Source organism: Pseudomonas sp. NBRC 111133, from assembly GCF_001320605.1.
Classification (GTDB): Bacteria; Pseudomonadota; Gammaproteobacteria; order Pseudomonadales; family Pseudomonadaceae; genus Aquipseudomonas; species Aquipseudomonas monteilii.
Window position 1 is genome coordinate 1 of the sequence record NZ_BCBJ01000017.1, and the last position, 19,424, is coordinate 19,424.

The 19,424-nt window shown below is 61.4% G+C and carries 21 protein-coding genes and 2 pseudogenes; 11 read left to right on the top strand and 12 right to left on the bottom strand.

Going from position 1 to position 19,424, the window contains the following annotated elements:
* Positions 1–41 precede the first annotated feature (41 nt).
* Positions 42–950: a 50S ribosomal protein L3 N(5)-glutamine methyltransferase gene (gene prmB / locus APH36_RS03495; RefSeq protein WP_060497501.1), complete on the bottom strand. Its 909-nt coding sequence runs from the start codon at positions 948–950 to the stop codon at positions 42–44.
* Positions 951–1,130: 180 nt separating this feature from the next.
* On the opposite strand from prmB, the gene APH36_RS03500 reads away from it, so the two are divergent.
* The 5 genes from APH36_RS03500 (at position 1,131) to APH36_RS03520 (ending at position 3,796) form a co-directional block, all read left to right on the top strand.
* Positions 1,131–1,721: a cysteine hydrolase family protein gene (locus tag APH36_RS03500; protein ID WP_016715064.1), complete on the top strand. Its 591-nt coding sequence runs from the start codon at positions 1,131–1,133 to the stop codon at positions 1,719–1,721.
* A gap of 86 nt (positions 1,722–1,807) precedes the next feature.
* Entirely contained in the window at positions 1,808–2,128 is a 321-nt protein-coding gene (locus tag APH36_RS03505; RefSeq protein ID WP_060497502.1) for a hypothetical protein, read from the top strand.
* Between the two features lie 60 nt (positions 2,129–2,188).
* Positions 2,189–2,749, top strand: coding sequence for a Smr/MutS family protein (locus APH36_RS03510; protein ID WP_016715062.1), 561 nt, complete (start codon positions 2,189–2,191; stop codon positions 2,747–2,749).
* A 70-nt stretch (positions 2,750–2,819) separates the two neighbouring features.
* On the top strand, positions 2,820–3,365 hold the full coding sequence (folE, locus tag APH36_RS03515; RefSeq protein ID WP_012271077.1) for a GTP cyclohydrolase I FolE: 546 nt from the start codon (positions 2,820–2,822) through the stop codon (positions 3,363–3,365).
* 59 nt (positions 3,366–3,424) lie between these two features.
* On the top strand, positions 3,425–3,796 hold the full coding sequence (locus APH36_RS03520) for a glutaredoxin domain-containing protein (RefSeq protein WP_060497503.1): 372 nt from the start codon (positions 3,425–3,427) through the stop codon (positions 3,794–3,796).
* A gap of 69 nt (positions 3,797–3,865) precedes the next feature.
* Here APH36_RS03520 and APH36_RS03525 read toward each other — a convergent pair whose 3' ends face one another.
* Entirely contained in the window at positions 3,866–4,468 is a 603-nt protein-coding gene (locus tag APH36_RS03525) for a glutathione S-transferase family protein (RefSeq protein WP_012271075.1), read from the bottom strand.
* Between the two features lie 145 nt (positions 4,469–4,613).
* Here APH36_RS03525 and APH36_RS03530 point away from each other — a divergent pair, with 145 nt between their 5' ends.
* On the top strand, positions 4,614–5,804 hold the full coding sequence (locus tag APH36_RS03530) for a benzoate/H(+) symporter BenE family transporter (protein WP_060497504.1): 1,191 nt from the start codon (positions 4,614–4,616) through the stop codon (positions 5,802–5,804).
* A gap of 83 nt (positions 5,805–5,887) precedes the next feature.
* Here the strand turns inward: APH36_RS03530 and APH36_RS33100 are convergent, their stop codons facing one another.
* The 3 genes and pseudogenes from APH36_RS33100 to APH36_RS03540 all read right to left on the bottom strand — a co-directional run bounded on the left by APH36_RS33100 (position 5,888) and on the right by APH36_RS03540 (position 8,843).
* Positions 5,888–6,769: a methyl-accepting chemotaxis protein gene (locus tag APH36_RS33100; RefSeq protein ID WP_374754776.1), complete on the bottom strand. Its 882-nt coding sequence runs from the start codon at positions 6,767–6,769 to the stop codon at positions 5,888–5,890.
* A gap of 27 nt (positions 6,770–6,796) precedes the next feature.
* Positions 6,797–7,828: pseudogene (locus APH36_RS33105) on the bottom strand (methyl-accepting chemotaxis protein); the annotation flags it as partial.
* A 253-nt stretch (positions 7,829–8,081) separates the two neighbouring features.
* Complete coding sequence (locus APH36_RS03540) at positions 8,082–8,843, bottom strand: SDR family oxidoreductase (protein WP_060497506.1); 762 nt, start codon at positions 8,841–8,843, stop codon at positions 8,082–8,084.
* A 176-nt stretch (positions 8,844–9,019) separates the two neighbouring features.
* On the opposite strand from APH36_RS03540, the gene APH36_RS03545 reads away from it, so the two are divergent.
* Positions 9,020–10,021 (top strand): NADP-dependent oxidoreductase, encoded by a 1,002-nt coding sequence (locus APH36_RS03545; protein ID WP_060497507.1) that lies wholly within the window; start codon positions 9,020–9,022, stop codon positions 10,019–10,021.
* On the opposite strand, the gene APH36_RS03550 is transcribed toward APH36_RS03545, so the two are convergent.
* The 3 genes from APH36_RS03550 to pyrF form a co-directional block, all read right to left on the bottom strand.
* On the bottom strand, positions 10,022–10,723 hold the full coding sequence (locus APH36_RS03550; RefSeq protein ID WP_082426328.1) for an RES family NAD+ phosphorylase: 702 nt from the start codon (positions 10,721–10,723) through the stop codon (positions 10,022–10,024).
* Positions 10,717–11,118, bottom strand: coding sequence for an antitoxin Xre-like helix-turn-helix domain-containing protein (locus APH36_RS03555; protein ID WP_060497508.1), 402 nt, complete (start codon positions 11,116–11,118; stop codon positions 10,717–10,719). Before APH36_RS03555 ends, APH36_RS03550 begins: the two co-directional genes overlap by 7 nt.
* A gap of 224 nt (positions 11,119–11,342) precedes the next feature.
* Positions 11,343–12,044: an orotidine-5'-phosphate decarboxylase gene (gene pyrF / locus APH36_RS03560; protein WP_019096946.1), complete on the bottom strand. Its 702-nt coding sequence runs from the start codon at positions 12,042–12,044 to the stop codon at positions 11,343–11,345.
* A gap of 182 nt (positions 12,045–12,226) precedes the next feature.
* On the opposite strand from pyrF, the gene APH36_RS30510 reads away from it, so the two are divergent.
* On the top strand, positions 12,227–12,394 hold the full coding sequence (locus APH36_RS30510; RefSeq protein WP_003252762.1) for a DUF2897 family protein: 168 nt from the start codon (positions 12,227–12,229) through the stop codon (positions 12,392–12,394).
* Between the two features lie 113 nt (positions 12,395–12,507).
* Here the strand turns inward: APH36_RS30510 and APH36_RS03565 are convergent, their stop codons facing one another.
* Both APH36_RS03565 and APH36_RS31990 read right to left on the bottom strand, forming a co-directional pair.
* Complete coding sequence (locus APH36_RS03565) at positions 12,508–12,876, bottom strand: type II toxin-antitoxin system YafO family toxin (protein ID WP_233455714.1); 369 nt, start codon at positions 12,874–12,876, stop codon at positions 12,508–12,510.
* Between the two features lie 6 nt (positions 12,877–12,882).
* Positions 12,883–13,026, bottom strand: a complete 144-nt coding sequence (locus APH36_RS31990; RefSeq protein WP_177337073.1) for a hypothetical protein — start codon at positions 13,024–13,026, stop codon at positions 12,883–12,885.
* 85 nt (positions 13,027–13,111) lie between these two features.
* Between APH36_RS31990 and APH36_RS03570 the strand changes: the two genes are divergently transcribed.
* Positions 13,112–14,317: an ISL3 family transposase gene (locus tag APH36_RS03570; RefSeq protein ID WP_082426329.1), complete on the top strand. Its 1,206-nt coding sequence runs from the start codon at positions 13,112–13,114 to the stop codon at positions 14,315–14,317.
* Positions 14,318–14,455: 138 nt separating this feature from the next.
* Here APH36_RS03570 and APH36_RS03575 read toward each other — a convergent pair whose 3' ends face one another.
* Positions 14,456–14,791, bottom strand: a complete 336-nt coding sequence (locus APH36_RS03575; protein WP_060497509.1) for a ComEA family DNA-binding protein — start codon at positions 14,789–14,791, stop codon at positions 14,456–14,458.
* 385 nt (positions 14,792–15,176) lie between these two features.
* Here APH36_RS03575 and wecB point away from each other — a divergent pair.
* A pseudogene (wecB, locus tag APH36_RS03580) lies at positions 15,177–16,300 on the top strand (non-hydrolyzing UDP-N-acetylglucosamine 2-epimerase).
* Positions 16,301–16,605: 305 nt separating this feature from the next.
* Here wecB and pgi read toward each other — a convergent pair.
* The gene (gene pgi, locus APH36_RS03585; protein WP_060497510.1) at positions 16,606–18,270 is read right to left on the bottom strand and encodes a glucose-6-phosphate isomerase; all 1,665 of its coding nucleotides are present in this window, start codon (positions 18,268–18,270) and stop codon (positions 16,606–16,608) included.
* Between the two features lie 303 nt (positions 18,271–18,573).
* Here pgi and APH36_RS03590 point away from each other — a divergent pair, with 303 nt between their 5' ends.
* Positions 18,574–19,413 carry a lipopolysaccharide kinase InaA family protein gene (locus tag APH36_RS03590; RefSeq protein WP_060497511.1) on the top strand — a complete coding sequence of 280 codons (840 nt, stop codon included), beginning with the start codon at positions 18,574–18,576 and terminating at the stop codon, positions 19,411–19,413.
* Positions 19,414–19,424 lie beyond the last annotated feature (11 nt).

Below are 19,424 nucleotides of genomic sequence, written 5' to 3' on the forward strand. Positions count from 1 at the left end.
GGCGCTCGATCTCCCAGACTACGCAAATATCAAGGCGGCCCCTAGACCCGGGCTTTGAACAGCTCCTGATGCTGACGGCACTGCTCAGCGGTCAGCATGAATACCCCATGCCCGCCCCGCTCGAACTCCAGCCAGGCAAAGTCCACCTCAGGGTACAGCGCCTCGACATGCACCTGGCTGTTGCCCACCTCGACAATCAGCAAGCCCTTGTCGGTCAGATGGTCTGCCGCTTCGGCCAGCATGCGCCGCACCAGGTCCAGGCCGTCGTTGCCGCAGGCCAGGCCCAGCTCGGGCTCATGGTGGTACTCGGCCGGCATGTCGTCGAAGTCTTCGGCGTCGACATACGGCGGGTTGGACAGGATCAGGTCGAAACGCTGCCCCGGCAGGCCGCCAAAACCGTCACCCTGCACGGTGTACACACGGCCGTCGAGGCCGTGGCGTTCGATGTTCTGGTTGGCCACCTCAAGCGCCTGGAACGACAGGTCGGCCAGCACCACCTCGGCCTCGGGGAACACGTCGGCAGCTACGATGCCGATGCAGCCCGAGCCGGTGCACAGGTCGAGAATGCGCGCCGGCTCGCTGGCCAGCCACGGCTCGAAGCGTTTTTCGATCAGTTCGCCAATGGGTGAACGCGGTACCAGTACCCGTTCGTCGACGATGAACGACATGCCGCAGAACCAGGCCTCGCCCAGCAGGTAGGCGGCAGGCACGCGTTCTTCAATGCGGCGTTTGAGCAGGTGCTGCAGGCGTACCCGCTCGTCGTCCTCGAGCATGCAGTCCAGGTAGCTGTCGGCCACCTCCCATGGCAGGTGCACCGCACTCAGCACCAGCAGGCGGGCCTCGTCCCAGGCGTTGTCGGCACCGTGGCCGAAGAACAGGTCGTGCTCGTGGAAGCGGCTGACCGCCCAGCGGATGTAGTCGCGCAGCGTGCGCAGACGGGATGTGATCACGGGGTACTCCTATTTCAGACCGGACAAAAGTCTAACAGCCCCACCCGCACATTTGTTCCTTTGCCTTACCCAAAGGCTAGCCACAGGCCAGTAACCATGCCGCTTGCGTTGTCAACCATTCCCATTGGCGCCAAGGCAGGGGACAATAGGTATACAAAAGCCCTATCCAAGGAGCCCTTGATGTCCGTTCCAACCACGATGTTCCGCCTCACTGGCCGCGACTACCCGCCGGCCAAGCTGAGCCACGCCAGCCTGATCATCATCGATGCGCAAAAGGAGTACCTCAGTGGTCCCCTGCAGCTGTCGGGCATGGACGAGGCCGTGGCCAACATCGCCAGGTTGCTCGACGCCGCGCGCAAAAGCGGCCGTCCGATCATCCATGTACGCCACCTGGGCACTGTCGGTGGCCGCTTCGACCCACAGGGCCCGGCCGGCCAGTTCATTCCGGGGCTGGAGCCCCAGGAAGGCGAAATCGTCATCGAAAAGCGCATGCCTAACGCGTTCAAAAACACCAAACTGCACGAAACCCTGCAGGAGCTCGGCCACCTGGACCTGATCGTCTGCGGTTTCATGAGCCACTCCAGCGTCAGCACCACCGTGCGCCGCGCCAAGGACTATGGTTACCGGTGCACCTTGGTGGAAGACGCCTCGGCAACCCGCGACCTGGCCTTCAAGGACGGGGTAATCCCGGCCGCACAGATCCACCAGTGCGAAATGGCCGTGATGGCCGACAACTTCGCTTGCGTGGCCCCCACCGCCAGCCTGATCTAAGGGGCTGGGCACGACCGCCCGGCAGCCGGGCGGAACCCGATGGGCGGCAGCAGGTCGAATTCCGGATATCCACAGAGGAGAGCGGAATGAAGCTTAAAGGCAGTTTCGACGCCAAGCGCCTGCGCCCGCGCCAACCGCGTAACTGGGGCGCCCGCCTGGCGGCCGGCCTGTCGGCCCTGCTGGCGACCTTGGGCGTGCTGCTGGCCATGGCCGGTGTTGCCGGCCTGCTGGGTAACTACCCTGCCCTGCAAGAACTCAATACCAACAAGCCGCTGTCCAGCATCCTCACCGGGGCTGGCTTGTTACTGCTTTGGCTGGGTGTGCGGTTTTGGCGGCGCAGCCGTATTCGCTTGCGTCGTGGGCGGGAGTTGAACCTGTCGCCGCACCTGATGAAGAAGCATGATTGATGGCTTGGTATCACCTACGCCCCACAGTCGCGTAAACTACGCCACCCACGTGGAGGCATCATGCAAGACGACGATTTTTCCCTGTTCAAGGCCGAAGTGCGCGGCGTAAAGCAAATCCGCCACGACCGTGCCGAAGTCGGCAAGCCCAAGGCCGACCGCCAGCAGCTGGCCGGCCTGCGCCAGGCAGCGACAGTGCGCAGTGACAAGGCCCTGGTCATCGACGGCATGTCCGATCAGTTCGTTATCGACGTTGGCGCCGAAGACGAACTGATGTGGCGCCGCGACGGCGTGCAGGAAGGCCAGTTGCGCAAGCTGAAACTGGGGCAAATTCCGTTCGAAGGCAGCCTCGACCTGCACGGCATGACCGTGGAAAAGGCCCGCGAAACCCTGTGGGACTTCATCGCCGAAGCCACCAAGCTGGAAGTGCGCTGCGTGCGGGTGACCCACGGCAAGGCCGCGCGCCTGGACGGCAAGCGCCCGATGATCAAGAGCCACGTCAACACTTGGCTGCGCCAGCACCCGCAGGTGCTCGGTTTTGCCTCGTGCAGTGCCCGCCACGGCGGCACCGGCGCGGTGTATGTGATGCTCAAGCGAACCATGCTCGAAGGCCGCGACGAGTAACGCCGCGCTTGCAGCGCCGCCCGCACCGCCGTACCCTTCGTTTTTGCGATTTTTTCCCACAGGTAGATCCATGTCCCTGGAACAGAACTACACCGAGATCCTCAGCCAGATTGGCGAGGACGTCTCCCGTGAGGGCCTGCTCGACACGCCCAAGCGGGCTGCAAAGGCGATGAAGTACCTTTGCCGCGGTTATGAGCAAACACTGGAAGAAGTCACCAACAACGCTTTGTTCAGCTCTGACAACAGCGAAATGGTGCTGGTCCGGGACATCGAGCTGTATTCGATGTGCGAACACCACATGCTGCCGTTCATCGGCAAGGCACACGTTGCCTACCTGCCCAAGGGCAAGGTACTGGGCCTGTCCAAGGTTGCGCGTATCGTCGACATGTACGCCCGCCGCCTGCAGATCCAGGAAAACCTCAGCCGCCAGATCGCCGAGGCCGTGCAGCAGGTGACCGGTGCCGCCGGCGTGGCCGTGGTGGTCGAAGCCAAGCACATGTGCATGATGATGCGCGGTGTAGAGAAGCAGAACTCGACCATGATCACTTCGGTGATGCTGGGTGAGTTCCGCGAGAACGCCGCCACCCGCAGCGAGTTCCTCAGCCTGATCAAGTGATTGGCTGCTGACCCCAAGCCGACCCCGCCGGGTCGGCTTTTTCATTTCAGGAGTTGCCCATGATCGTCAAAGCCCTGCGGGTTGGCCTCGGCCAGCTCATCGTGTTCGGCGACTGGATCAGCCGCCCGGCCAAGCGCAAACGCGAAGCCGCCGCCCAGGCCCGCGTCGAGCAAGCGGCCAAGGGCCTGGCGCTGTACCAGTTCCACGCCTGCCCGTTCTGCGTCAAGACCCGCCGCACCCTGCACCGGCTGAACGTGCCGGTGGCACTGCGCGATGCCAAGAACGACCCGGTGCATCGTCAGGCCCTGCAAGAGGGTGGCGGCCGGGTGAAAGTGCCGTGCCTGCGGATCGAGGAAGGTGGCAAAGTGACCTGGATGTATGAGTCCAAAGCCATCATTGCCTACCTGGATGAGCGGTTTGCTTCGGCCTGATAATTTGTAGTTTTCCTGTACCGGCCTCTTCGCGGGTAAACCCGCGAAGAGGCCAGTACAGGCTAAAGATCAACCCACCATCGGCACATGCCGCGGGTGGCTGCTGACCCGCTCCAGCCAGGCCCTTACCGCCGGATAATCGGCCAGATCGAACCCGCCCTGCTGCGCCACATGGGTATAGGCATACAGCGCCACATCGGCAATCGAATACTGCTCACCTACCAGGTACGGCGTCATCTGCAACTGCCGCTCCATCACCTTCAGTGCCTTGTAACCCCCCTTGTGCAGCTTGCGGTACTCCTCCAGGCGCTCGTCCGGCAGCCCCAGGTAGAACTGGATAAACCGGGCCACGGCAATGTACGGCTCATGGCTGTACTGCTCGAAGAACTGCCACTGCAGCACCTGGGTACGCAAACGCGGTTCGCTGGGCAGGAACTCGCTGCCATCGGCCAGGAAGTTGAGAATGGCATTGGACTCCCACAGGTAACTGCCATCTTCCAGCTCCAGCACCGGCACCTTGCCGTTAGGGTTCATCGCCAGAAACTCGGGCGTTTCGGTCTCGCCCTTGAGGATATCCACCGGGTGCCATTCATACGGCCGGCCCAGCAGGCTCAACATCAGCTTGACCTTGTAGCAGTTGCCCGACTGGTAGTCGCCATAGACCTTGTACATTGCCCCTCCCCTTCCAAGCAGTTTTGCATTTGTGCCCAATAGTTGGCGACTGTACGGCTAAAAGCAATGGCCGCTGTATGGCAAGGATCAACCTTGCGCGCTGTAGTCTGAAAAAACTGCTTACACCTTTACAAGGACTTTGTTCATGACCGATGCCACCTCCGCACGCCTGCGGCCCCTGGCAGACAGCTCCCCGTCGGCGGTCGTCGCCGGCTTTATCGCCATGCTCACCGGCTATACCAGTTCGCTGGTGCTGATGTTCCAGGCCGGCCAGGCAGCCGGGCTTACCACTGCACAGATTTCGTCCTGGATCTGGGCGCTTTCAATCGGCATGGCGGTGTGCAGCATCGGCCTGTCACTGCGCTACCGCACACCGATCACCATCGCCTGGTCCACCCCCGGTGCCGCCTTGCTGATCACCAGCCTGGGCGGCGTGAGCTATGGCGAAGCCATTGGCGCCTACATCACCTGCGCCGTGCTGGTGCTCATCTGCGGCCTGACCGGCAGCTTCGAGCGCCTGGTCAAACGCATCCCGGCTTCGCTGGCCTCGGCGCTGCTGGCGGGCATTCTGTTCAAGATCGGCAGCGAAATCTTCGTTGCCGCACAGCACCGCACGTTGCTGGTGCTGGGCATGTTCTTCAGCTACCTGCTGGTCAAGCGCCTGTCGCCGCGCTACTGCGTGCTGGCCGCGCTGCTGGTGGGCACTGCGTTATCCGGGGCCTTGGGCCTGCTGGACTTCAGCGGCTTCCACCTGGAAGTGGCCAAACCGGTATGGACCACCCCGAGCTTCTCGCTGGCGGCCACCATCAGCATCGGCATACCGTTGTTCGTGGTGGCCATGACCTCGCAGAACATGCCCGGCGTGGCTGTGCTGCGTGCCGACGGCTACCAGGTGCCGGCCTCGCCGCTGATTTCGGCCACCGGCTTTGCCTCGCTGCTGCTGGCACCTTTCGGTTCGCACGGGGTAAACCTGGCGGCGATCAGCGCGGCGATCTGCACCGGGCCGCACGCCCATGAAGACCCGAGCAAACGCTACACCGCCGCGGTGTGGTGCGGGATTTTCTACGGCATTGCCGGCGTGTTCGGGGCGACCTTGGCGGCGCTGTTTGCGGCGTTGCCGAAAGAGCTGGTGCTGTCGATAGCGGCGCTGGCGCTGTTCGGCTCGATCATGAACGGGCTGACCGTGGCCATGAGCGAGGCGCGTGAGCGTGAAGCGGCAGTGATTACCTTCATGGTGACGGCTTCGGGGCTTACGTTGTTCTCGATTGGCTCGGCGTTCTGGGGGATTGTGGCGGGGGTACTGGCCTTGTTGATCCTCAACCCGCGTAGGGTATGACGGTAGATTGGCGTTGGGGTTGAGATCGAGCGCCGCCCGCGCGGCGCTCGATTTAAAAACCAACAGAAATCCCAAGGCCAACACTACAACCTGAAATGCCCCACCATCCCCTTCAGGTCGGTGCCCAACTGCGCCAGTTGCACACTCGACCGGGCATTGTCCTGCATTGCCAACGCCGCCTGGTCCGCACTGCCGCGAATCTGCGTGACACTGCGGCTGATCTCTTCCGCCACCGAGCTCTGCTGCTCGGCCGCTGCGGCGATCTGCTGGTTCATCTGCTGAATCAATGAAACCGCCGCAGCAATGCTGCCCAGCGCGCTTTCGGTCTGCAGCGCATCAGCCACTGCCAGGCGAACCAGTTCGGTGCTGCCACGGATCTGCGCCACCGACTGCTGGGCGTTGCCACGCAGGCTGGCAACCAGCACCTCGATCTGCTCGGTAGACTGCCGGGTACGCCGCGCCAACGCGCGCACCTCGTCGGCCACCACGGCAAAACCACGCCCCTGCTCGCCAGCGCGGGCCGCCTCGATGGCGGCGTTCAGCGCCAGCAGGTTGGTCTGCTCGGCCACGCTTTTGATCACTTCGAGCACGTCCCCAATGGTATGGATTTCGGCACTCAGGCTGTCGATGCCGGCGCTGGCTGTTTCCGCTGCCGCCGCCAATTGCTCGATGCGCTGCATGCTCTGGCGTACCACCTGCTGCCCCGACTCGACCTTGTCGTCCGCCGCTTGGGCCGCCTGCGCGGCTTCCTCGGCATTGCGCGCCACATCGTGCACGGTGGCAGTCATCTGCTGCATGGCGGTGGCCACCTGCTCGGTTTCCTCCTTCTGGCTGCCCACCTCACGGTTGGTCTGCTCGGTTACCGCCGACAATGCCTGGGCGTTGCCCGCCAGTTGCTCGATGCCCTGCTGCAAGCCACTGACAATGCCCGAAAGCCCCGCTGCCATCTGTTGCATGGCCTGCATCAGCTGCCCCACTTCATCACGGCGCGGCGCCTGGGCGTCAAAGCCCAGTTCGCCAGCGGCAATGCGCTGGGCACGGGCGATCACATGCTTGAGCGGGCCGACCACCGCGCGGGTGATCAGCCAGGCGGCCAACACACCCACCAGCAGCGCCAAGCCGGTGGCCAGGGCAATGGCCACGGCATTACGCTGCAGCTCGCCCTGCAGGGCCTGCTCCTGCCCGAGGTAGGCTTGGTCGACCTTCCCGGTGACTTGCTCGGCACTGGCCTGCAGCTGGGCTTTGAGCCCCTGCTCGCGGGCCAGCTGGTCGGTGTATTCGTTGAGCTTTTCCGAGAAGCTGCCAATGTGCCCGGCCACCTCACCCAGTACACTCTGATAACCGGCATCACTGACCGCGCCCTGCAACTGGCCCACCAGGCTGGCGGCCTCCACCGTCTGGGCAATACGTTCCTGGCTTACGCCCTCTTCACCCTTGCGGCTTTTTTCCAGGCGTACCCGCGCTTCGTCCATGGCCTGCAACATCAGCCGTGACACCTGCGCGACCTGCGCAGCCTGCTCCAGAAACTCGCCGCCCTGCTGGCCCTGGGACTGTTTGAGGGTGTACACACCGTCATCGGCAAGGCCGGACTGCAGCACATCGAGGTTATTGGCCACGCTGGACACCGACCAGCTGGCCATGTCCAGCGCCAGCTCCTTGGCCTGCACAGCCTCCACAAAGGCCTCGAATGCCTGGCCGTAGGCGGTCAGGTCGCTTTGCGCCGCCGCCAGCGAAGGCAGACCACGGGCGCGCTCGGCAAGGCCCTGCAGGCCGTTGCGCAAGGCCTCGGCCTGCTGGATGTCGGAGCGCAAGGCAAACGCCTGCTCGTGCTGGCGTAAGCGCAGCAGGTCGGTATTGAACTGGGCCAACTGGCGCAAACTGTCAAAACGCTGGGCAACGCTGTGCAAGGCAGCAATGCCGATGGCCGCCACTGCCAGGGTAAGCACCAGCACCAGGGCAAAGCCCAAGCCGAGTTTGCGGGCCATGCCCAGGTTGGCCAGCACACCGTGCTTGCTCGCGCCCATCGCCGACTCCCCTTCTGCGTGTAAGGTTATCCCGAGGGCCAAGGGTGGCAACGTTGCCAACCGATGAACAAGGGCCTGGCGTCAGAATAGTGTCAAATAGCTATGTGCGTGTCGTTTTCAGCTTGGCAGAGGTCGCCCTGCATGCCGGAGGAAAGCCTGAACACGGGAATCCTGCCCGTAAGCGACATTGATACGCAGCCAGGCTGCTGGCCTCGCCGTGGCAATCAACGGCGCTGCCAGGCACAGTATAGGCTCAGATCGCCGTCGCCCCACCGTCCACTGTCAGGCAATGCCCAGTGGTAAACGCCGCGCCGTCGCTGCACAGGTACAACACGGCGCTGGCAATTTCCTCGACCTTGCCGATCCGCCCCACCGGGTGCATGGCGGCGGCGAACTCGGCTTTGCGCGGGTCCGCCTCGTAGGCACGGCGGAACATGTCGGTGTCGATCACTGCCGGGCAAACGGCGTTCACACGGATGCCCTTCTTCGCGTACTCGATGGCCGCCGACTTGGTCAGGCCAATCACCGCATGTTTGCTGGCACTGTAAATGCTCATCTTCGGTGCCGCCCCCAATCCCGCCACCGAAGCGGTATTGACGATTACCCCACCGCCCTGGGCCAGCAACAAGGGCAGCTGGTATTTCATGCACAACCACACACCCTTCACGTTCACACCCATGATGGCATCGAACTCGGCCTCGCTACCCTCGGCCAGGCGGTTTTGCTCTATCTCGATGCCGGCGTTGTTGTACGCGTAGTCCAGCCGACCGTATGCGGTAATCAGCCGCTCATGCAACTGACGCACCTCGGCGTCGCGGGTAACGTCGCAGGCAATGAACAGCGCGTCGCCGCCCGCCGCGTGGATCAGCGCCACGGTGGCTTCGCCGCCAACCGGATCGAGGTCGGCTACCACCACTTTCAGGCCCTCACGGGCAAACGCCAGGGCAGTTGCCCGGCCGATACCGGCGGCGGCGCCGGTAACCAGGGCTACCTGGCCAGAAAAGGTCATGCTCATCGCGTGCTCCTGTGAGGGTTGGCTGGGGTTCAGAGCATAGTCAGCCACCGCAGGGCCGGGCAGCATCATCACACCAGCGGTTGGGCTACCATGCTTGTCAGTGATGTTACGGACCTGGCTACATCAACAAGGTAGATTGAACGCCTGACTCTCTCCACTGCCCACAAGGACCCGCCATGACCCAGACCAACCGCCGCTTCCTGCTCGCCAAACGCCCGGTCGGCGCCGTGCGCCGTGATGACTTCAACTTTGAGACCGTACCCACCGAACAACCCGGCGAAGGCCAGGTACTGGTGCGCAACCTGTACCTGTCACTGGACCCGGCCATGCGTGGCTGGATGAACGAAGGCAAGTCCTACATCCCGCCTGTGGCCCTGGGCCAGGTGATGCGTGCACTGGGCGTGGGCGAAGTGGTCGCCTCCAACCACCCCGCCTTCAAGCCGGGCGACCATGTAAGCGGCGCCCTTGGCGTGCAGGACTACTTCACGGGCGAGCCACAGGGCCTGCACAAGATCGACCCCAATCTGGCGCCCCTGCCCCGCTACCTGTCGGCACTGGGCATGACCGGCATGACCGCCTATTTCGCCCTGCTGGACGTCGGCCAGCCAAAGGCCGGCGACACCGTGGTCATTTCCGGCGCGGCCGGTGCGGTGGGCAGCATTGTCGGGCAGATCGCCAAGGTCAAAGGCTGCCGCGTGGTCGGTATTGCCGGCGGTGCCGAGAAGTGCCAGTACCTGAAGGACGAACTGGGCTTTGACGGGGTGATCGACTACAAAGCCGAAGACGTGCTGGCCGGCCTGAAGCGTGAATGCCCCAAAGGCGTGGACGTGTACTTCGACAACGTGGGCGGCGACATCCTCGATGCCGTGCTGACCCGCATCAACTACAAGGCCCGTATCGTGATTTGCGGCGCCATCAGCCAGTACAACAACAAAGAGGCCGTCAAAGGCCCGGCCAACTACCTGTCGCTGCTGGTGAACCGTGCGCGCATGGAAGGCTTTGTTGTGATGGATTACAGCAAGGACTACGGCAAGGCCGCACTGGAGATTGCCGGGTGGCTGGCCAGTGGGCAGGTGAAGAGCAAGGAGGATGTGGTGGAGGGACTGGAGACGTTTCCGGAGACCTTGCTCAAGCTGTTCAGCGGGGAGAATTTTGGCAAGCTGGTGTTGAAGGTCTGACTAGGTTGGGCTCGCAACCAGTTTGCTGACGCTGGTGATCTGCTTGTTCCAAACCATTTCGTAATGGCAGGACTGCACGATTGACGCCACCGGACGTGGCGTCATCAGTGCCCAGCAGGTATTGCCCGGCGAGCGAACGGAGTGGTATCGAAGCCCTGGCGCCATGAGCTTTTTCACCGATGCACCCATAGACCGGGAAACGGTGTAATCGTCTGGCGCATAAATAGCGTGCGATACCGGCAACACCGTGGCATCCAGCACGCCGGTTTCATCGAAATGGCACACCAGGCCACGGAACACGAACCGCTCATAATTCAGCCCCGGCACATTGCGCCAGTAGGCCTGCTGATGGTGCCGAACCTCCGCCACCGCCGTTTCCATGCTGTCGGCGAGGTAAAGCACGCCAAAGGCGCCATCCGCGAACCTGGAACCCTCCGGGTTCACGTGCGTGAACGGCGCTGTTGCATACGCACACCCCGTAATTCCAAAAGGTATTTCGCTACGGGGTATCAAATTCAGATTACCCAACTCATTCTGCAGACGCGGATTGGTGAGGGCCTGGAGAGCGTAGAGGATGTCGAATTCCTCTTCACTGGCCACGTCATCGAACAAAGCGATGGGCGGAAACTTCGAGTTCACCAGGCGATATGACTTGATGATCCCGCTACCCGGCACAGGACACAGGCTGACAGGCTCTACCACTGCGCACCCCGCATTGCATCAATGCGGCGGAAGGTTTCATAGAGCTGGATGAACGAACCTAGCGCCATCACCTCCAACGGCGAACGCCCGTCGAAGAACGGGTTGTGATTGTTCATGGATGGGAAGCCATACACATTATCCGGGTTGTCGAAAATGGTGCGCAGGGTTGCGTGAATGTTAAGCACCACGCTGATCCGAGCCAGTTGATCGTCGTCCAGGCTCATCGCCCGCTCAGGGCTTTTGACCCGGGTATGGGTGCTGCGCGAAATGCGTAGCACGCGCTCGATCTGCCTGGCCGTGGCGCCCCACTTTTCCATGATGTTGACCGCTGCGCGCAACCCGATGACACCCATTTCCTTTGTCGAAGCGGATTGCTTGTTGACCGCCCGGTTCATGAGCGTGGCTCCTTGTGCATGATCTACAGATACAAAATTATACTTATAAGATCTCCAGATCAACCCACGGAGCTGCGAAGCCCGCCCTGCAGCGGCTTGAACTGCCACTACCGCATCAGGGTTTCCTGGCCATCACGACCAGCGGGTTGCACTTGGCCGCCAGGCCTGAACACACAAAAAAAAGGCCAGCACCTGCGTGCTGGCCTTTTTTGAACGCGGGCTACTTACCCACGAATCTCCGCCACCACCGCCGCCAGCGCCTGCGCAGGGTCCGCAGCCTGGCTGATCGGCCGGCCAATCACCAGGTAATCCGAACCTGCATCCAGCGCCTGGCGCGGGGTGAGAATACGGCGCTGGTCATCCTGCGCACTGCCCGCCGGGCGAATGCCTGGGGTCACCAGCTGCAGCGACGGGTGCGCCGCCTTCAGCGCCGGGGCCTCCAGCGCCGAACACACCAAACCGTCCATGCCCGCCTTCTGCGCCAGCGCAGCCAGGCGCAGCACCTGCTCTTGCGGGTCGATATCCAGGCCGATACCGGCCAGGTCTTCACGCTCCATGCTGGTCAGCACGGTCACGCCAATCAGCAACGGCTGCGGACCGCTGCGCTTGGCCAGTTCTTCACGGCAGGCGGCCATCATGCGCAGGCCACCGGAGCAATGCACGTTCACCATCCACACCCCCATCTCGGCGGCTGCCTTGACCGCCATGGCGGTGGTGTTGGGAATGTCGTGGAACTTGAGGTCCAGGAACACTTCGAAGCCTTTGTCGCACAGGGTTTCGACAATGCCCGAAGCGCTGCTGGTGAACAGCTCCTTGCCAACCTTCACCCGGCACAGCGCAGGGTCAAGCTGGTCAGCCAGCTTCAGGGCGGCCTCACGGGTAGGGAAATCCAGGGCGACGATCAGGGGCGTCTGGCAGGCGGACATGGGCAGGGTCTCTTGGCAAGTCGAAAACGGCGCGCATTGTAAACGATGTGACGCAGGCTTTGGGGCCTGAGGGTCACGGAATTGGCCCGGCGGTGGCTGGCTTCTATAATTGAACCAACAGAACAGCTGTTAACTCGAATTCAATACAAGCAACGCCCCTCACCCGCTTTAGGAGAATGACAATGCCTTGGTATGCCTGGCTGATACTCATCATAGCCCTCGGCTCCATCGTCGGCGGGCTGATGATGCTGCGCGATACGGCAAAAAAACTGCCGCTGACCGAAGAGCAACTTCGCAAGGTGCATGAGCGCAATGCCGAAGCGGATGCCAAGGATGCGCAAGACCGTTGATGCACCGCATGTACCGAGCAAACTTCAGGCTCACAAGCTTATCCGTCAGAGCGGACAGGGTCATTCGTATTCGTCTGGATCGCTATAGATGACCTGCCCCATGATCCAAGGGCTCACAATTTTCGAATGCAGATCCCGCAAATAAGCCCCCATTGCTCGCGGCTATGCGCGTCGGGGCCCAAGATCGTCAGGAGCAAATACTCATCTCTCAGCAGGTGGTAGGCATAGATCAGCCAGAAATCGTCTTCTGGCTGATCCGTATCTGTCGTACGCCTGAATTGCAATTTCGCTGCGCGCCACTTCGCCTGAACTGCCTCTGTGGCTGCAAGATGGATGTGAAACATGTCTGCAAGATCTAGCTCTTCGTCCCGGCCAAAAAGGTCAGGCAGATCTCCACAGAGCTTATAGTCATGAAAATCAATGAAAAAGTCGTACCACCCTGTCGACTCTTTGAAGAGGTCCGAAACCTTTACTGCTGACAAGGACGCTCACTTAGAGACTGGAAGCTTTCCATTCTCGACATAGTAGCGGAAGGCAGCTTCACCACCACGAGCAGCGGCACGCACGTCTTCGTGCGTAAGTGACTTGTCGTTCTTTTTACGCTTGGCAACGGCTTTTTTATGGTTCTTCACGGAATCCCGGGAAAGACAGAAACAAGAACGCCGGTTTGATAGATGATGTTCGTGCGAGCAAACACATCTACAAACCGGCGTTCTTGTGCACGATATTGATACGTTTCTGCCCTTTTGGGAGGGCCTTTCTGTCACTGCTATCCAGCCTGACGGCGACGGCCTGCTGATCGACCTGATTCCACAGTCCGCCAGATTCCCCACCTGCAGCGGCTGTCATCAGCCCAGCACCACCATTCATGAATACTGCCAGCGCTCAATCCGTGACCTTCCCATTCTTGGGCACGTGGTGCGATTGAATGTGGAGCTACGACGTGTCGGATGCAGCGCATGCGGCAAGCGAATGGAGTCAGTCCGTTGGCTCGACCGATATTCGCGGATGACCAAGCGCTTGGCCGAAGCTGTGATCAGGTCTTGCCAAAGACTGCCCACCCTGCACGTCGCCGAGCTGTTTGGTTTGCACTGGGACAGCGTGCGCTTGCTGGAGCGACGGGCGCTGCAAACCACACTGGAGAAGCTACCAAAGCCCCAGCCCAGACGCTTGGTGATGGACGAGTTCGCGCTGTTCAAAGGGCATCGCTATGCCAGCGTGGTGCTGGATGCCGACACTCGTCGGGTGCTGTGGATAGGCGAAGGGCGTAGCCGAGCCGCTATCAGGCCCTTCTTTGAGGAGCTGGGGCCGGAGGGCGGTGCTCGGATCGAAGCAGTGGCAATGGATATGAATACCGCGTTTGACCTGGAGGTACGCCAACACTGTCCTCGGGCTCGCGTGGTCTATGACCTGTTTCATGTGGTCGCCAAGTATGGGCGAGAGGTCATTGACCGGGTGCGAGTCGATGAGGCCAATCGCCTGCGCCATGACAAACCCGCCCGCAAGGTGATTAAGCAAGCGCGGTGGCTCCTGCTACGCAATCCAGAGAAACTCAAGCGAGAAGATCAGCACGTACATCTGCAGGATCTACTGGCGGCAAACCAATCGCTGATGACGGTCTATCTGATGAAGGCAGAGCTCAAAGCCCTGTGGTCGCCCACCACCGCCTGGGGTTGGCGATCCGCCTGGAAGCAGTGGCTGCGCTTGGCTGATGAAAGCGAGATCCCAGCGCTGGAGCAGTTTGCTAGACGGCTGAAGGGGTACTGGCGCGGCATCCTAAGCAGGGTGCGATGGCCCATGCACACTGGGCAGCTGGAAGGGATCAACAACAGGATCAAGGTGATCAAGCGGATGGCTTACGGCTACCGGGACAGCGAGTTCTTTTTCATGAAGATCAAGAGTGACTTTCCCGGCAATCCGTGAAGAACCTTTTTTATGGGCTGCGGCTTTTACAATCATCTCCGCCTCCTGTAGCGGGTGTGCTGATACTCATGATAGGCGCTGAGGTGTTTTCGATCAATGCGCAGGGCCGGGCCGGGGCATGGCCCCGACCCTCCCCACTTACTCGACCATCACCTTGTCCCGGTTGCGCTCTAGCAAGGCGTTGCCAATCCCCTTGATTTCAAGCAGCTCATCCACCGAAGCAAACGGCCCGTTGGCCTCCCGATAGGCCACGATGGCCTCGGCCTTGGCTTTGCCTATGCCGTTCAGCTCTTTCTGCAATGTCAGCGCGTCAGCCTTGTTCAGGTCCAGCCGCTGTGGCTGCTGCACCTGCTGCTGGCTCACGACCGGCACCGGCTCGGCCACCACCGTGGTGCTGGCCGGGGCGGCGCTGAGGGAGAAAGACAAACCGGCGAACAGCGGTAGCAGCAGGTACGACAGAACGTTATTGCGCATGGTCAACACTCCTTGGGTTGGTCATTTTCCAGCAGCCGTTTTCCTTCGGCTGCGCCACAAACCCTAGCGGTTAACCCGGTAGTAAAACACCCACCCTCAGCGGCCAATGGTTACCGAATCGGTCTGCAAAACAGTCAACTTCGGCCACCCAATAGCACTGTTAACCTCGCTAAGGCCGGCCCCGGCCCTGTGCCTGCTGCCAGCTCTGCGCCGATAGGGTAATGCCTGCCTACTCACGCCCGGCCACATTCCTACACCACCCGCCGAACCAGGCCTGCCCGGTGACGCTAAGACATCAAACTGGCACCGCGCCGACCACCTGCTAGATTTCTTGGGCAATGGTCAACGGGGCAGCGTCAAGGCCCTGAACAAGAGGATCAGCGCCGTGCCCCTCAAAACCCTCACTGTTTTCGGTACCCGCCCAGAAGCCATCAAGATGGCGCCCCTGGCGATCCAGCTGGCCGAAGACCCGCGCTTCGAAGCCCGGGTGTGCGTAACCGGCCAGCATCGACAAATGCTCGACCAGGTGCTGGAACTGTTCGGCATTCACCCCGACTACGACCTGAACATCATGAAGGCTGGCCAAGACCTGACGGGGGTGACCACCGCCATCTTGCAGGGCATCAAACCGGTGCTGGCCGAGTTCAAGCCCGACATCGTGCTGGTGCACGGCGACACCGCCACCACGTTTGCCACCAGCCTGGCGGCCTACTACCAGCAAATTGCGATAGCCCACGTAGAAGCTGGCCTTCGCACCAACAACCTGTACTCACCCTGGCCAGAAGAAGGCAATCGGCGCCTTACCGGCGCCCTTGCCGCCCTGCACTTTGCACCCACCAGCACCTCGCGGGATAACCTGTTGCGCGAAGGCACCGACCCTGCGCATATCTTCATCACCGGCAATACCGTGATCGACGCCCTGCTGGAGGTAGAGCGCAAGCTGCAAAGCCCCGAGCTGGCTGCCCGCTTTGCAAGCCACTTCAGCTACCTTGAAGCAGGCCGCCGGCTGTTGCTGGTAACGGGCCACCGCCGCGAGAACTTTGGCGATGGGTTCGAACGCATCTGCCAGGCCCTTGTGCAGATAGCGCGGCAATTCCCGGAGGTGGAAGTGGTGTATCCGGTGCACCTCAACCCGAACGTGCACGAGCCGGTGAACCGACTGCTGGCAGATGTGGGCAACATCTACCTGATCGACCCACTTGATTACCTGCCGTTCGTTTACTTAATGACCCGCGCTACGTGATTCTTACCGATTCGGGGGGTATCCAGGAGGAAGCGCCATCGCTGGGTAAACCGGTGCTGGTGATGCGCGATACCACCGAGCGGCCTGAAGCAGTGGCAGCGGGAACCGTAAAACTGGTAGGGACGCAGGTGGCGTCGATAGTCACGCAGTTGACTAGCTTGTTGACGGATGAGGCGGTGTATCGGGAGATGAGCATCGCCCATAACCCATATGGCGACGGCAAAGCGTGTGCGCGCATCCGTGAAGCCTTGGCGGGGTTAGGGTAGGTGCGGGGGTTGCCAGGCGCTTGCCTTTGTTTTTTGGCCGCCAGTGAGATCGAGCGCCGCCCGCGCGGCGCATCGCGAGCTACGCTCCCTCCCACGTTTGTTTCTGGCCAGTAGCGCCTGTGGCAGGCGCGCGCGACCGCCCTATTTGTACGACGCGACATCGAGCCATGCGCCAAGGCGTCCGCGCGCAAATCCCATAGGCATAATTGGCCCGAAACAAAAGTGGGAGGGAGCGTAGCTCGCGATGCGCCGCGCGGGCGGCGCTCGATCTCGAAACCATCGCAACACCCGAGCCAGGCATCCATTCAGCCCCGGTGACGACCGCGGAAATGATTGATTAGCCCTTGGGTCGAGCAGTCTTCCGCGGGCTCTTCCAAGTTGCCCATGAGGCGCTGGTAGACACCTTCGCCTAATTCCTTGCCCAACTCCACGCCCCACTGGTCAAAGGCGTTGATACCCCAGATAACGCTCTGCACGAACACTTTGTGCTCGTACATCGCCACCAGTGCGCCCAGGCGGCGTGGGCTGATGCGCTCCACCACCAACGTGTTGCTCGGGCGGTTGCCCGGGATCACCTTGTGCGGGGCCAGCTTGGCGATGTCCGCTTCGTTCAGGCCTTTGCTGCGCAGTTCGGCTTCGGCTTCTTCACGGGTCTTGCCCTGCATCAGCGCCTGGCTCTGCGACAGGCAGTTGGCGTACAACCACTGGTGGTGGTCGGCCACCGGGTTGAAGCTCACCACCGGCACGATGAAGTCGGCTGGAATCAGCTGAGTGCCCTGGTGCAACAACTGGTGGTAGGCGTGCTGGCCGTTACAGCCAACCCCGCCCCAGATCACCGGGCCGGTATCGGTCTTCACCGGGGTGCCATCCTGTAGCACGCTCTTGCCGTTGGACTCCATGTCCAGCTGCTGCAGGTGCTTGGTGATGTTACGCAGGTAGTGGTCGTACGGCAGGATCGCGTGGCTGTTGGCGCCCCAGAAGTTGCCATACCACACACCCAGCAAGGCCAGCAGCACCGGCATGTTCTTGTCGAACGGCGCGGTCTGGAAGTGCTGGTCCATGGTGTGGGCACCGGACAGCAGTTCCTTGAAGTTGGCTGTGCCGATGGCCAGGGCAATTGGCAGGCCGATGGCCGACCACAGCGAATAGCGCCCACCCACCCAGTCCCACATCGGGAAGATGTTCTCTTCGCGAATACCAAAGGCCACAGCCGCGGCCTTGTTGCTGGAAACCGCGATGAAGTGGCGGTAAAGCTCGGCCTCCGAACCGCCCTGGGCCAGGTACCAGGTGCGCGCAGCCATGGCGTTTTTCAGGGTCTCGAGGGTGTTGAACGACTTCGACGAGACGATGAACAGCGTGGTTTCGGCGCGCAGGTTGGCCGACAGCTCGTGGAACTCGCTGCCGTCGATGTTCGCCAGGTAGTGGCAGCGTACGCCACGCTGGGCGTAGGGCAGCAGCGCCTCGGAAACCAGCTCGGGGCCAAGGAACGAGCCGCCGATGCCGATGTTGACCACGTCGGTGATCGGCTTTTCGCTGTAGCCGCGCCACAGGCCGTCGTGGATGCGCCCGACCAGTTCGGTGATCTGGTTGAGTACCTTGTGTACTTCCGGCATGACGTTCACGCCGTTGACGCTGAGCTTGTCGCCCACGGGCCGGCGCAGGGCGGTGTGCAGCACCGGGCGGCCTTCGGAGGCATTGATGATTTCGCCGGCGAACATCGATTTGATGGCGTCTTGCAGGCCCACTTCGTTGGCCAGGCTGACCAGCAGGTCGCGGCTTTGTTCGGTGATCAGGTTTTTCGAGTAGTCGAGGAACAGGCCGCAGCAGCTCAGGGAGAACTGGTCGAAGCGTTGGGCATCGGCGGTGAAGGCTTCGCGCATGCTAAAGGCTTGCATGGCTTCACGATGCTCATTCAGCGCCTGCCAAGCCGGCAAGCGTGTTACATCATGGGGGTTACGGTAATACGACATTGCAACTCGCTTCCTTCATGTACATCTTTCCTTGGGTAACCCCACTGATAAGGGCCTGGGTCGCAACCACTACCACGGCCTGAACCGGAAGGCCTGCGTGATCCCGCCTTAGTACCCTTGCCTTTAGATCAACCCGGCATTGTAAATGGCCTTACCGCCTGGGTACCAGCCTTGGAGCGCAACAGGATCAGCTGTCTACCCGTCATCGGCCCTATTTGTAAAAAAGTGTACCGAACCGACCACAAAAATGTATCATTGGATCCATTAAAAGATAGTGGCTTTTTGACTTCATAAGGACATGGCGTGGTTGGCGATCCCCAGATTTGGCAAGACGAATACCCTCATGTTGTGCGTTACCGTGATGCCACCCTGCATTTTCAAACCGCCCTTCCCCGCCATACCCGGCAAGCCATCGAGCAGTTGGTAGAACAGGTGCCAGCCGCCAAACGCGTGAGTGCGCCGCTTCCGTGTAGCGCCAGCGGGCTATTCGCCAAACGGGAAAAGCTCGACTCGCTGAAAAAAAAATGGCGTATGCAGCGCGGCAACCCGAAGCGCAACGGGATGTACGATTGGCCCATCGAAGAGCTGATCAATACGCGTGAAGCGAGCAAACGAGGCGCCCGGGTGCCCGAGCTGATCGGTTATGGATACACAAGCTCGAAGCTTGGGCTGATGCAGGACTTTTTCCTCATTACCGAACTGCTGCACGATCACGTCGACGGCATCAGCAGAATCCGCACGTCACCCGAGGCAGTGAACGCCGTAATCGAGGCAACCTTCGAACTGTTGCATGCCTTGCAGCGCCGAGGGGTTACGCATATGGACCTGTGGGTTGCCAATGTCATGCTGCCCGCGCAGGGCAAAGCGCGCGCCATCGACCTGGAGAACTGCTTCTTCGGCCACACGGACTACCCGGATGAAACCCTGGGCTTTCAGTTCGGGTTTATCTACTTCCGGGAGATTTATCGGTACATCACCGAAGCGGACTATGACAGCGCGGTAGAACGGGCGCTGGCCAAGCACTTCCCGAACGTTGATCGCGCTGGGTTCGACCGTATTTATGCATTGGCCAAGCATCAGGAGGTGGGGCGCCTGGAGCGGCGTGACATCTTCCACAGCGGCGTGCTGAAAAGCCGATGGTAGTGCCTGGCGCC

Excerpts from the sequence above, each read along its gene's own strand:
- APH36_RS03500 (WP_016715064.1), top strand. The coding sequence starts at position 1,131 with ATGTCCGTTCCAACCACGATGTTCCGCCTCACTGGCCGCGACTACCCG.
- APH36_RS03505 (WP_060497502.1), top strand. The coding sequence starts at position 1,808 with ATGAAGCTTAAAGGCAGTTTCGACGCCAAGCGCCTGCGCCCGCGCCAA.
- APH36_RS03510 (WP_016715062.1), top strand. The coding sequence starts at position 2,189 with ATGCAAGACGACGATTTTTCCCTGTTCAAGGCCGAAGTGCGCGGCGTA.
- folE (WP_012271077.1), top strand. The coding sequence starts at position 2,820 with ATGTCCCTGGAACAGAACTACACCGAGATCCTCAGCCAGATTGGCGAG.
- APH36_RS03520 (WP_060497503.1), top strand. The coding sequence starts at position 3,425 with ATGATCGTCAAAGCCCTGCGGGTTGGCCTCGGCCAGCTCATCGTGTTC.
- APH36_RS03525 (WP_012271075.1), bottom strand. The coding sequence starts at position 4,468 with ATGTACAAGGTCTATGGCGACTACCAGTCGGGCAACTGCTACAAGGTC.
- APH36_RS03530 (WP_060497504.1), top strand. The coding sequence starts at position 4,614 with ATGACCGATGCCACCTCCGCACGCCTGCGGCCCCTGGCAGACAGCTCC.
- APH36_RS33100 (WP_374754776.1), bottom strand. The coding sequence starts at position 6,769 with ATGCAGGCCATGCAACAGATGGCAGCGGGGCTTTCGGGCATTGTCAGT.
- APH36_RS03540 (WP_060497506.1), bottom strand. The coding sequence starts at position 8,843 with ATGAGCATGACCTTTTCTGGCCAGGTAGCCCTGGTTACCGGCGCCGCC.
- APH36_RS03545 (WP_060497507.1), top strand. The coding sequence starts at position 9,020 with ATGACCCAGACCAACCGCCGCTTCCTGCTCGCCAAACGCCCGGTCGGC.
- APH36_RS03555 (WP_060497508.1), bottom strand. The coding sequence starts at position 11,118 with ATGAACCGGGCGGTCAACAAGCAATCCGCTTCGACAAAGGAAATGGGT.
- pyrF (WP_019096946.1), bottom strand. The coding sequence starts at position 12,044 with ATGTCCGCCTGCCAGACGCCCCTGATCGTCGCCCTGGATTTCCCTACC.
- APH36_RS30510 (WP_003252762.1), top strand. The coding sequence starts at position 12,227 with ATGCCTTGGTATGCCTGGCTGATACTCATCATAGCCCTCGGCTCCATC.
- APH36_RS03575 (WP_060497509.1), bottom strand. The coding sequence starts at position 14,791 with ATGCGCAATAACGTTCTGTCGTACCTGCTGCTACCGCTGTTCGCCGGT.
- pgi (WP_060497510.1), bottom strand. The coding sequence starts at position 18,270 with ATGTCGTATTACCGTAACCCCCATGATGTAACACGCTTGCCGGCTTGG.